General features: G+C 61.8%; 9 protein-coding genes, 1 tRNA gene and 1 pseudogene. 7 read left to right on the forward strand and 4 right to left on the reverse strand.

All coding sequences use genetic code 11. The features are described 5' to 3' along the window. Window positions 1-202: 202 nt before the first annotated feature. Together topA and L8V22_RS04180 are read left to right on the forward strand one after the other, a co-directional pair. On the forward strand, window positions 203-3178 hold the full coding sequence (topA, locus tag L8V22_RS04175; protein ID WP_238800588.1) for a type I DNA topoisomerase: 2976 nt from the start codon (window positions 203-205) through the stop codon (window positions 3176-3178). 18 nt (window positions 3179-3196) lie between these two features. Continuing rightward, entirely contained in the window at window positions 3197-3778 is a 582-nt protein-coding gene (locus L8V22_RS04180; protein WP_238800587.1) for a hypothetical protein, read from the forward strand. On the opposite strand, the gene L8V22_RS04185 is transcribed toward L8V22_RS04180, so the two are convergent. The 3 genes and pseudogenes from L8V22_RS04185 to L8V22_RS04195 all read right to left on the reverse strand — a co-directional run bounded on the left by L8V22_RS04185 (window position 3728) and on the right by L8V22_RS04195 (window position 6511). Beyond that, window positions 3728-3859, reverse strand: a complete 132-nt coding sequence (locus L8V22_RS04185) for a hypothetical protein (RefSeq protein WP_269966406.1) — start codon at window positions 3857-3859, stop codon at window positions 3728-3730. The genes L8V22_RS04180 and L8V22_RS04185 overlap by 51 nt on opposite strands. Window positions 3860-3974: 115 nt before the next feature. Beyond that, window positions 3975-4943 (reverse strand): annotated as a pseudogene (locus L8V22_RS11675) (DUF418 domain-containing protein); the annotation flags it as partial. Between the two features lie 35 nt (window positions 4944-4978). Next, the gene (locus L8V22_RS04195; RefSeq protein WP_238800586.1) at window positions 4979-6511 is read right to left on the reverse strand and encodes an adenylate/guanylate cyclase domain-containing protein; all 1533 of its coding nucleotides are present in this window, start codon (window positions 6509-6511) and stop codon (window positions 4979-4981) included. Between the two features lie 37 nt (window positions 6512-6548). Between L8V22_RS04195 and L8V22_RS04200 the strand changes: the two genes are divergently transcribed. Continuing rightward, window positions 6549-7748 (forward strand): DNA polymerase III subunit delta', encoded by a 1200-nt coding sequence (locus L8V22_RS04200; RefSeq protein ID WP_420839951.1) that lies wholly within the window; start codon window positions 6549-6551, stop codon window positions 7746-7748. Window positions 7749-7836: 88 nt separating this feature from the next. Beyond that, a tRNA-Thr gene (locus L8V22_RS04205) sits at window positions 7837-7912 on the forward strand. 65 nt (window positions 7913-7977) lie between these two features. Here L8V22_RS04205 and L8V22_RS04210 read toward each other — a convergent pair. Beyond that, window positions 7978-9600 carry an AMP-binding protein gene (locus L8V22_RS04210; RefSeq protein WP_238800583.1) on the reverse strand — a complete coding sequence of 541 codons (1623 nt, stop codon included), beginning with the start codon at window positions 9598-9600 and terminating at the stop codon, window positions 7978-7980. A gap of 151 nt (window positions 9601-9751) precedes the next feature. On the opposite strand from L8V22_RS04210, the gene L8V22_RS04215 reads away from it, so the two are divergent. From L8V22_RS04215 to L8V22_RS04225, 3 genes are read left to right on the forward strand one after another with little or no spacing between them, the layout of a single operon-like run. After that, entirely contained in the window at window positions 9752-10567 is an 816-nt protein-coding gene (locus L8V22_RS04215; RefSeq protein WP_238800581.1) for a GDSL-type esterase/lipase family protein, read from the forward strand. Between the two features lie 52 nt (window positions 10568-10619). Beyond that, window positions 10620-11705 carry an S-(hydroxymethyl)mycothiol dehydrogenase gene (locus tag L8V22_RS04220; RefSeq protein WP_238800579.1) on the forward strand — a complete coding sequence of 362 codons (1086 nt, stop codon included), beginning with the start codon at window positions 10620-10622 and terminating at the stop codon, window positions 11703-11705. After that, window positions 11705-12319, forward strand: coding sequence for an MBL fold metallo-hydrolase (locus L8V22_RS04225; RefSeq protein WP_238800577.1), 615 nt, complete (start codon window positions 11705-11707; stop codon window positions 12317-12319). The genes L8V22_RS04220 and L8V22_RS04225 overlap by 1 nt, the downstream gene beginning before the upstream one ends. Window positions 12320-12338 lie beyond the last annotated feature (19 nt).

A 12338-nucleotide genomic window follows, 5' to 3' on the forward strand; every position in this document is an offset into this window, starting at 1 on the left:
TGCTTTCACAGCTACTGGGCGTTCTAAGTAGGCCAGTATAGACCGGTTCCGTGGGGGTACATAGTGCCCCTGAAAACGGCCATTTGGCACAACCGCGTATATGGTGCGAGAAAGAAAACGCAGATCATCTGTGTACGCTAGGGGCGATTGCTGAAAGCGTGCAAACCTTATTGTTCGCATCATCGAAAGGGATGAAGTCGAAGTGGCAGAAGCAGCCGGGCCGGGAAAGACCTTGGTGATCGTCGAGTCGGCGACGAAGGCGAAGAAGATCCAGCCTTACCTCGGGGATAAGTACATCGTGGAGGCTTCCGTGGGCCATATCCGCGATCTTCCCCGCGGCGCTGCGGACGTTCCGGCTAAGTATAAGAAGGAATCTTGGGCGCGCCTCGGCGTGAACCCGGAGGATGACTTCGCCCCGCTATATGTGGTGAGCCCAGATAAAAAGAAGAAAGTCGCGGACCTAAAGTCCAAGCTGAAGCAGTGCGACCAGCTCTACCTCGCAACAGACCCCGACCGCGAAGGTGAAGCCATTGCGTGGCACCTGCTCGAGGTCTTAAAGCCCAAGGTCCCGGTGCGCCGCATGGTGTTCAATGAAATCACCAAGTCTGCCATCCTGGAAGCTGCGGATAATACGCGCGATCTGGATTACAACCTTATCGACGCCCAGGAAACCCGCCGCGTCCTCGACCGTCTCTACGGCTACGAGGTCTCCCCGGTGCTGTGGAAGAAAGTCATGCCGCGGCTTTCTGCCGGCCGCGTGCAGTCGGTGGCCACCCGCGTCATCGTCGAACGTGAGCGCGAGCGCATGGCATTCATCCCGGCCGATTACTGGGACCTAGCCGCCACACTAGATACCGGCGCTGCGGATGCGGATAATCCCGCTACATTCGACGCCCGCCTTACCGCCGTCAATAGCAAGCGCGTGGCCTTGGGCCGCGACTTTGATGACCGCGGCAACGTCAAGAGCAAAGACGTCATCGTCATTACCGAGCCGCAGGCCAAGGCGTTAGAAACCGCGCTGAGCGGCGCGGATATGCAGGTTGCTGGGGTAGAACACAAGCCTTATACGCGCAAGCCTTATGCGCCGTTTATGACCTCTACGCTGCAGCAGGAGGCCGGCCGCCGCCTGCACTTTACCTCTGAGCGCACCATGCGCATTGCGCAGCGACTGTACGAAAACGGCCACATTACTTATATGCGTACCGATTCCACCTCGCTGTCCAAGCAGGGCCTATCAGCCGCGCGCAACTCCGCTACCAGCATCTATGGCGCAGAGTACGTTTCTGATTCCCCGCGTGTGTATGACCGCAAGGTGAAAAACTCCCAGGAGGCTCACGAAGCCATCCGCCCGGCCGGCGAGTCCTTCGCCACCCCGGGCCAGCTCTCCGGTCAATTGGACGCGGAGGAGTTTAAGCTTTATGACCTGATTTGGAAGCGCACCGTCGCCTCCCAGATGGCCGATGCCAAGGGAACCTCCATGAAGGTCACCGTGGCCGGCACGGCCACCACGGATAATGGCAGCTATGACGTGGAATTCTCCGCCACCGGCCGCACCATTACCTTCCCCGGCTTCCTGAAGGCCTACGGCGCGGATGACGCCAAGGGCGATAAGAAGGGCGAGACCCGCCTGCCGCACTTGGAGGAGGGACGCGCCCTAAAGGCCAAGGAAGTCTCCGCGGAAGGCCACTCCACCAATCCACCGGCCCGCTATACCGAGGCCAGCCTGGTCAAGAAGATGGAGGATCTGGGCATCGGTCGCCCGTCCACCTACGCATCCATCATCAAGACCATCCAGGACCGCGGCTATGTGGTCTCGCGCGGCAATGCGCTGGTGCCATCGTGGGTTGCCTTTGCCGTCGTGGGCCTATTGGAGGAGAACTTCACCGAGCTGGTGGACTATGACTTCACCTCTTCCATGGAGGATGAGCTCGACCAGATTGCTACCGGTATCGAGGACGGCACCGCCTGGCTCAACGGCTTTTACTTCGGCAATGCTGAGGCTAACGAGCAAAAGGCGGCCTCTATTGCCCGTCACGGTGGTTTGAAGTCACTTATCGACGTCAACCTAGAAGCCATCGATGCTCGCAAGGTCAACTCCCTGCGCCTTTATACCGATACCGAGGGCCGCGATGTCTTTGTCCGCGTGGGCCGCTACGGCCCGTATATCGAGCGCGCCGTCGGCACCAATGAGGACGGCACCATCGAATACCAGCGCGCTAACCTCTCTGAAACCGTCACCCCTGATGGCCTGAATGAGGAGCTGGCAGAAAAGCTCTTCGCGACCCCGCAGGGCGGCCGCGAATTGGGTGAAAACCCGGCAAATGGCCGCATGATTGTGGCTAAGGAGGGCCGCTTTGGCCCATATGTTACCGAGGTCGTCCGCGATGATGAGCGGGAAAAGGCTGAGTGTGAGGCCGAGGAGGTCGTCGCCAAGGAGCGTGCCGAGGAAGACAAGCAACGCGCCGAGGAAGGCAAGCGCGCTAAGAACTGGGAAACCAAAACTGCCGCGAAGCAGAAGGAAAAGCGCGTCAAGGAGTACATCGAGAACAAGCTGAAGCCGGGTACGGCCTCGCTATTTAGCTCGATGGAGCCCTCTACGGTCACCCTCGAAGAAGCCCTCAAGCTGCTCTCCTTGCCGCGCGAGGTGGGCGAGGATGACGGCGTGATGATCACCGCGCAGAACGGCCGCTACGGCCCGTACCTGAAGAAGGGGACCGATTCGCGCTCCTTGGCCAAGGAAGAGCAGATCTTCACCATCACCTTGGACGAGGCCCGCCGGATCTATGCCGAGCCGAAGCGCCGTGGTCGCGCCGCGGCCCAGCCGCCGATCAAGCAGCTGGGCGATAATGACGTCTCCGGCAAGCCCATGACCGTCAAGGACGGCCGCTTCGGTCCGTACGTCACCGACGGCACCACCAATGCCTCCCTGCGCCGCGGCGATGACCCGGAGCAGCTTACCGACGCCCGCGCAAACGAGCTCCTTTCCGAGCGCCGCGCCAAGGAAGCATCCGGCGAGACCAAGAAGAAGTCCACAAAGAAGTCCTCTAAAAAGACGACGAAGAAGAAGGCGACTAAGAAGGTCACCAAAAAGTCCACGAAGAAGGCCGGCAAGAAGGCAACCAAGAAGCCTTCGCCCGGCACGAAAAACGTGGTGAAGGCCGGCTCGCGCAAGAAATAACCGCGTAAGGTGGCGGGCATGAACGATTTTCTTGCCCGCACCCAGGAAGGCGCTGCGGCCCTGCGACGCGCCGTATCCGATATCAGCGCACAGCCACAGCTGCTCGCCTCGGTCTGCGAGGAGCCCGCCGTGGGCACCGCAGTCCTGACCGGAGTCATTGCTCGAGTGGAAAAGACCCGCCGCCTGATCCGCCCCTCTGTGCTGGGAGTGGCGGCCGTGGCGGCAGGCCACACCGCCTATGCCTGGAGTTTGTATCGCCGCGGCGCGCGCAATGATGCCCTAGGTTGGGGCCTGCGCGCGGCAGCATGGGGAGCGGGCGTTGCCGCCACCCGTACCCAGCCGACGGCCGCCGCGGTTGCAGTAGGTGGCGCGGCCGTGCTTGCCACCTCGGCACTGGCGGGCGACCCAGCGCTGCGCACCGACGCCGGCAAGGGCATTGGCCACGGCGCCAACCTGCTCGTCGCGGCCGAGGGGCTAACGGCCTTGCGTGCGGCGCTGCAGCAGCGAAAGCGCAAGGCGCGGCTAGTGCGTGCGGCCGAAGCCAGCGCCCTAGTTATCGGACACCTGCTGCTGATTGACGGCCTTCGCCGCACCCGGTAACTGCGGTTGCATCGTCGGGCCATAAGACAAGCGGCGATGCACGGACTCGATGGGGCCGCGGCGGCCGTAGGCCTCCAGCACGCAGACGAAGATGAGCGTGGCCAGCCATACCGCGAAAGCGAGCGCGGCCTGGCCAAAAAGCCCCTAGCTCGTGGCCAAAGTCCAGCATGAACGGGTGTACGAGGCAGAAAAAGAAGATGGACTGGCCCACATAGCCGCTCATGGAGCGCTTGCCCAGCGCCGCAAAGGGCCACAATACCGCGGGCAGCGGTGCGCCGGCCGAGAGTCGCTCCTGTACTGGCTGCAGCACTAATGCGAGCCCGGCCAGGATGCCGGGGCCGGTGAAGACACCGAGGAAAGAGTTAGCATTATTGGCCGCATTCGCCCAGCGCTGCTCGATGACCCCAAGCGTGCTCAAAGACCACAGGGCGCCGATTACCACGGTAATGACCACCGCGATGGCAACCCAGCGGAGGAGGGTGGGGCGGTGAGAAGGGACGTCGGCAAGCACGCCTTGGCGCGCCCACACAAAACCCACCAGCATGACAGGCAGGTACATCAGCAAAATGATCGGCGTGGCTAAAACCTGGCTGCCTAGGGTGACAAGCTGGCTGAGCAGCAAATCGGGGTAGGACTCGATGGTGCCGATGCCTTCCGTAGCCACCACGCCGAGGGGATCCATAGCGCCGGAAATGAAGGCCACGATCCCGCCCAGCGCGCACAGTGCGAACAGAATATAGGCCACGAGCATAAGGGTAGAATCCCGCTTGCGCAGCAGGAATGCAATCACGATTCCGGCCACGCCATAGAAGAACATGATGTCGCCCCAAAACAGCAGCACCATATGCACCGCGCCCATCAGAGCCAAGAAGGCATAGCGCTTGGCGATGACCCCGCGCGCCGCCTGCACCGGAAAGCCACGCCGCCACAGACTCAACGCGATGAGCCCCACACCAAAGCCCAGCAACGTAGAAAACATGGGTAGGCCGCGGTTGTGGACAAAGAAGGCGCCGAAGACGACGGCGGCCTTGTCCCACGCGCTGCCGTCGATGATGCCACCGAAATAGCTTGCTGGCCGGTCGGTGGTGATAATCCACGCCGTGGTCATATTGGCCATGGCGATGCCTAATAGGGCCATGCCGCGTGCCACATCGGGCGCGATCATGCGGGGCCGAGGAGCTGAGCTCACTTAAAACCTCGTTATACCTCGGAACGTTCTGCCAGGGTAGCGCGGATAGGGCGAGCCAGCTGGGTCATGCGATGGCGACCGCGTAGCTCAATGGATTTCATCATAGTCCACCGGGCCTGCTCGGCCTCGTTAGCGGTCTTGAGTGTGGCGGCATTGGTGAGCACTTGGCCCGGGGTGTCCTTGGCCAGCTCGGTCAGGCGCGCGGCTTCATTCACGGCATCTCCAATGACGGTGTATTCGAAGCGGTCCGCACCACCGATATGCCCGGCGACGACGTGTCCTGCGGCCACCCCGATGCCGGCTTGCAATTCGAGTCCGCGCAATTCACTGCGCAGCTCCCGGGCGGCCTGGAGGGCCATGGAGGTGGAATCATAAACATTGAGGGGAGCGCCAAAAACGGCGAGGGCTGCATCGCCCTGGAATTTATTAATAATTCCTTTATTGCGGTGCACCACCTCGACGACGTGCTCGAAGAACTTATTGAGTTCCTCCACCACCTCCTCGGGGGAGTGGTTGACGGCGAAGGTGGTGGAACCGATGACGTCAATAAAAAGCACCGCAACTTTGCGATCCTCGCCGCCTAATTCTGGGCGCTCCTCCAGCGCACGTTGGGCCACCTCGCTGCCGACGTAGCGGCCGAAAATATCGCGCACGCGGTTGCGCTCCCGCAGGCCACGCATCATTTCATTAAAACCGGCCTGCAGCACTCCCAATTCGGAGCCATCGTAGATATCGACCTCGGCATTGGTCTCTCCGCGGCGCACGCGCTTGATAGCGTCCTGCAATTCTAGGATCGGATCTACCACGCTCATCACGGCGAAGCTGGTGCCGATAAACCCGGTAGCCAGGGCGGTCAGTGCGAGTGCGGTAATGGCAGGGACGAGGTCTCCCGCAGTGCCGTGAAAAAGTCCGGTGCGCTGCGCGATGAGCACGAGGAGGATACCCACCAGTGGCACGCCGGAGGTCATTAACCAGGTAGAAATCAGGCGATATTTGATGGGCGGCTCGAGAGTGGAATCCTCAAATCGCCGTGCCACCGCTTGGGCGGCGACCGGGCGCACAAGGCGTTCAGCCTGTAGATAGGTCAAGATAATGACCACGAGACCGGCGAGTGTTGCGGAAACACCCACGACGAGCCCGAGCTTGGCGGATTCCCGGCCGGAAATCACCACGGCGAGAATGATGCCGATGAGCCACACCGCGGCCGCCACCACGGACTGGTAGACGGGGATGCGCAGCACCAAGTTGCGCACCATATTCGGATCGTGCTCGTCCGGGTTTCGCTGCCAGTCCAGCACCGGGCGGAATAGCAGCAGGGTTACGGCGATGCCAATGATCACGGCAAAAATCAGATACACCGCGGCGACGCCCATGAGGCTGGGCAATTCGGCGGCGAAGTCTTTAATCTCCGGCATCGGCAGGAAATAGAGGACAAAGGTCATAATCGCGATGGCACCGATAAGGTTGGCGCCGAGGACTAAGGCGGCATAGACCGGCCATTGGGTACCCATGAGCCATCGTGCGCCGCGCAGTAGTCTGTTCATGCCTTCATACTTTAGTAAGACCAGTAGGCTAGGGCGAGTGAATACCGGAAGCGTTGCGCAAAGATTGGCAGATACCCCAGGTGTGGCCCGCACCATTCTGGATGCCGCCCGGGCTGCGCGGGGGATGGCGGGGGCAGATCCGCGGGCGATGAGCCATTCCTGGCTGTTTACCGGCCCGCCGGGCTCCGGCCGTTCCCTGGCCGCGCTCGATTTTGCGGCCGCGCTCATGTGTACGGACCCGGAGGAGCCGGGCTGCGGCCGGTGCGAGGCCTGCCAGGCGGTGCTGGGAGCTAAGCAGCATACTGACTTGGTGCTGGTGGATCCGCAGGAAGTCATTATTCCGGTGGATACGGTGCGCGAGGTTATCGGCCGGGCCGCGAGCCTGCCCACGGTTGCGCCGTGGCGCGTGGTGATCTTTAACAATGCCGACCGCCTCAATAATAACGGTGCGAATGCCCTGCTTAAGACGGTGGAGGAGCCGCCGGCGCGCACTGTGATCATTATGTGTGCCCCATCCGACGCCCCCGAGGACTTCTCCCAGACCCTCCGCTCGCGTTGCCGCCACCTCTACATTCCCTCCCCGTCGGTGGAGAGCATTACCGCCCAGCTGGTCAGCGAAGGCGCCTCGGATCACGACGCCCACTTGGCCGCCCTCACCTCCCTCCGCCACGTCGGCAGGGCTCGGCGCCTAGTCAACGACCCGGCGGTGCAAAAGCGCCGCGCGGTGGCCATCAACCTGGCAGAAGAGGTCTTCCACGGCTCCCAGGGTTTCCAGGCGGTGACCTCGCTGCTGAAATTGGTCGATTCGGAGGCAAAGGAATCGCATAAGGAACAGGAAGAAGCCGAACTGGCGAAGCTGGAGCAGACCCTCGGTGTCGGTGCGAAGGGCAAGGGTGCGGCCAAAGCACAGCGCGACGCCCGCTCCGCCATCAAGGATCTCCAGGACCAGCACAAGAAGCGGGCGAAGCGCCGAGTCATTGACAACCTGGACCTAGTGCTCATCGATCTCTCTGGCGTATACCGCGATGCGCTCATGCAGAAGGTGGGCGCGCAGGTGGATCTGACTCATCCGGACTTCGCTGGTCTTTCTGGCGAGCTCGCGCAGCGCGTGAGCGAGGAGGGCCTGCTGGACTGCCAAGCGGCCATCACGTTATGCCGCGAACAGCTGACGCAAAACGTCGGCACGCAAATTGCTTTTGATGGGCTGGTGGGCCGCCTGCGCCGCGCGTGCCTATAAACGGGTGCCCGCTCGGGGCCCGATTTCTATTCCGCGGCGCCCCTAGGTTAAACTTTCTCTTGCTGCACTGGCGCATGCCAAGCAGCGTGCCGCCTTAGCTCAGTCGGTAGAGCATTTCACTCGTAATGAAAAGGTCGCGAGTTCGATTCTCGCAGGCGGCTCCATAGTGGCCGCAGGTGAATAGCCTGCGGCCTTTTGTTGTTGTAAGCGCGGCGGTGGGGGCAGCGCGTTAAGCCTCGCTGTGATTGTGCAGCAGGCGCGGGACCACCTTGCCGGTGGCATTGCGTGGGAGCTTGTCCATGAAGTGCACATCGCGCGGCACGGAGTGGTCAGCGAGCTTGGTGCGGACCCATTCGCGGATGGCATCGGCGGTCAGGGCCTTTCCGGTGGCGTCGGCAGTAGGCACCGCCCACACGGCGATGCGCTGGAAGGTTTCGCTATCTTCAACACCGCCGGCGTGAACCTCGTGAATGCCGGGCATGGCCTCGAGGATCTCGGTGACGGACTGCGGGTGGACGTTTTCGCCGCCGACGATGATCATGTCATCGGCGCGGCCGACCACGTGCAGGAAGTCGTGCTCATCGATATAGCCCAAGTCCCCAATCGAAATGAGCCCGTCCACCTTATTGAGGCGCAGATTCGGGTTGGTATAGCCAGTCATGGCGGTGGAGTTGGTCAGGTAAATCTCGCCCAGCTCGCCGCGCGGCACCGGGTGGCCTTCCTTATCGAGGATGCGCAGCTTCGTGCCGGAGGCCACGCGTCCGGCGATGGTGGGGTTCGCGGCCACCTGGTCCATGGTGGCGGTCGTCGCCAGCGCGAGCTCGGTGGAGCCATAGACATTGCAGAGGATGGCGCCGAAGCGCGCATTGGTCTCCTTGACCACCTCCGGGGTCAGCGCATTGCCGGCCGAGGCGATGAATTTCAAGCTCGAGGTATCGAACTCACCGGCCGGATCCCGCTCCACCAAGCGCTTGAAGAAGATGGGGGAGGAGATCATGCCATCGAGGCGGTAGCGCTGGACATCGTCAAGCACCTGCTCCGCGTCGAATACGCGGCGGGTGACAATGGTATTGCGCAGGCCCAGTGCAATATTGATGCAGGCCCAACCCCAGGTATGGAAGATAGAGGCAGTCAGCTGCAGGCGTTGGTCGCCGCGCCACGGAATCGTGTTCACGATGGAGGCCAGTACCACCGGCAGAGTTGGCTCCGGCCGCACAATGCCCTTCGGAATGCCCGTGGTGCCGGAAGACATGAGCACGATCGGGCCGTGTTTGGGGAATCGTGGCAGCGTCGCGGCCGGTGGATTCTTCACAATTTTGTCTAGCTTTGGCAGATCACTTGCCCCGGTATCGTGCGCGATGATGACGGGGATATCGGTGTCCACACGGTCGATGAATTCATCATCTACAACGAGGACGTTGATACCGTTTTCCTCGATGCAGCCCGCTAACTGCTCCGGGGAGGAACCAACGTTGAGCAGGTAAATAGAAGCGCCCGCATAGCCTTTGGCGCCGAGCGGAATGATGATGCCGCGGCCGTTGCGTGCCATCACGCCAAGACGGATCTCGGGCAGGTCCAGCGAGCGGAGGTAGCGGGCGAAGCCCTGGGTGTGGGTGCGCAGCTGGCGGTAGGTGAGGGTGCCGTCGTCGTCGATAAGCGCCAGGCGCTCTGGGCAGGTGAGGTAGCCCTGTTCGATTTCGCGCGCGGTGGTGAAGCGGTAGCGGGCCAGGTTGGGTAGCAAACTAAGCTGGGCCCTCGCGCCGCCTTGGTGGCTGAAGAGTCCGGCGTTATAAAGCGCCGGAACGAACCGGCCGAGGGCTGCTGCGTGGAATTTAAAATCGGAAAAATTCACGGTCGGGGTAGCTCCAAATAAGCGAAGATAACAAAAGGATAACCATGGACGATATCGTGAGAGAGGCGCGCTGTGTTGCCGCCAACTCGAAATATGTTACAGAAGCGACTGCAGTGACCTGAAGTTACTGGTGTTTCTAGAAAAGGATCTCATGAAATCTCTGCAGCTGAAAGTCCTCTCCGTAGTGGCTTCCGCGCTGGCCGTCGTAGGTGTGGTAGCAGCGCCACAGGCCGCCGCCGCGGAGCGCAACCTAGTAGCCTTCGGCGATTCCGTCCTCGCGGATCCAGACGCTGGCTCTTACTTTGCTCACCGTTTCGATCCCTCTAAGGGTGTAGGCGTAGATTGCCCCACCTCCAATAATTACGCCAAGCGCGCCGGCGCCAAGCTGCGCCTGCCGGTGCGAGACTTCTCCTGCTCCGGTGCCGTGTCCATGTCCCCTGGCCCCCAGGTTTCCCAGCAGGTGGATGCTGCCATTCGCAGTGGCGCGCTGAGCCCGGCTACCAACCGCGTGGTAATTACTACCGGCTTTAATGACACCTACAATCACCGCGATATGAACCTGCCGCAGATCCGCAAGCAGTTCGCGGACCGTACCGCCCCACAGGTTGAGCGCATTAAGCGTGCGGCTCCGAATGCGCGCGTCCAGATCGTGGGATATCCCACCATCGGTTCCGGCCCGTACTACTGCCTCTTCCACTTCGGACCGCGCCCGGCCGATTCCACCTTCCTGCCGGGAATCCAGGACTTTGAGAATAAGGCGCAGTGGATGCAGGTGGACTTGGCGGCGCGCACCGGCGTGCAGTTCTTGGATATGAAGCCTACCACCCGCAATAACGGCATGTGTGCCGATGCAAATCAGCGCATGTGGGCTGGTCTGGTGGACTTTACCGCAGGCGACGGTAACCTGCCTATCCACATGAACCAGCGTGGCCACGAGCATGCGGCCAATGTCATCGCTCGCTCCTAAAAAGAATTTTCAATAATGCTCCGGTTTTGAAAATATCGGTACGCTCGGGCGCATGACTGTAAAAGCTGTTATTGCCCGTTCCAAGGGCGCGGAAGTCGAAACCGTCAATATCGTTGTCCCCGACCCCGGCCCTAATGACGTCATCGTGCGCGTACAGGCCTGCGGTGTATGCCACACCGACCTTGCCTACCGCGATGGCGATATCGAAGACGCCTTCCCCTTCCTGCTCGGCCACGAGGCCGCAGGCGTGGTAGAAACCGTAGGTTCTGCGGTAACCCACGTGGAGGAAGGCGACTTCGTCATTTTGAACTGGCGCGCCGTCTGCGGCGAGTGCCGCGCCTGCAAGAAGGGCGAGCCAAAGTACTGCTTCAATACCCACAATGCCTCTAAGAAGATGACCCTCGAGGACGGCACCGAGCTCACCCCGGCGCTGGGCATTGGTTCCTTCGCAGAGAAGACCCTCGTCCACGAGGGCCAGTGCACCAAGGTGGAAGATACCGACCCAGCCGCTGCTGGCCTGCTGGGCTGTGGCATCATGGCGGGCCTCGGCGCGGCCGTGAATACCGGTGATATTCAGCTCGGCGAGTCCGTTGCCGTCTTCGGCTGCGGCGGCGTTGGAATGGCTGCCATTGCAGGCGCCAAGCTGGCAGCCGCGGCGAAGATCATCGCCGTGGACATCGACGAGTCCAAGCTGGAGACCGCCCGCGAATTCGGCGCGACCGATACCATCTGCTCCAAGGACCTGTCGGAGCAGGAAGTCATCGACGCCGTCCGCGAGCTCACCGGCGGCTTCGGCACCGACGTTGCTATCGACGCCGTGGGTATCCAGCCCACCTGGCGCCAGGCCTTCTATTCTCGCGATCACGCCGGCCGCATGGTCATGGTGGGCGTACCTAACCTCACCGACCACGTGGACATCCCCGCCATCGACCTCTACGGCCGCGGCGGTTCCATCAAGCCAGCGTGGTACGGCGACTGCCTGCCGGAGCGCGATTTCCCCGCTTATGTAGCGCTGTCCAAGGCCGGCAACTTCCCGCTGGACAAGTTCGTTACCGAGCGCATTGCGCTTGACGACGTCGAGCAGGCCTTCGCCACCATGAGGTCCGGCAAGGTCCTGCGTTCGGTGGTGGAGTTCTAATGCGCATCGATAGCACAGTTGCTTCTGGTAAGTTCCGCCTCGACGGCGGCGAGTGGGACGTGGACAATAACGTCTACGTCGTAGGCGATGACTCGAGCGTTTATGTGGTGGATCCCTCGCACGACCTCGATGCCGTAGCGGAGCTGGTTGGCGACCGCCGCGTGGAAGGCATCTTGCTCACCCACGCGCACAACGACCACTGCGAGCTCGCCCCCGAGGCTGCCAAGCGCTTCGATACCGAGGTCTATCTGCACCCGGACGATGACATGCTGTGGCAAGAATCCAACGGCGATGCCCCCTACACGCCGCTGGCGGATCGCGGTCAGTTCGATATTGGCGGCGAGAAGATCACGGTCTACCACACCCCAGGCCACTCACCGGGCTGCGTGGTGCTGCACGTGGGCGAGACGTTGCTATCGGGCGATACGCTCTTCAACGGCGGCCCAGGCGCCACCGGCCGCAAGTACTCCGACTTCGACGTCATCATCGAGTCGCTGAAAAACGTCGTCTTCACGCTGCCGGAGGACACCAAGGTCCTGCCGGGACACGGCGACGCCACTACGGTCGGTGCAGAGGCCGCGCGCATCGACGAATACATCGAGCGCGGTTACTAGCCTGGGCCGTTAGTTCTAA

This window comes from Corynebacterium yonathiae, assembly GCF_027570195.1.
Classification (GTDB): Bacteria; Actinomycetota; Actinomycetes; order Mycobacteriales; family Mycobacteriaceae; genus Corynebacterium; species Corynebacterium yonathiae.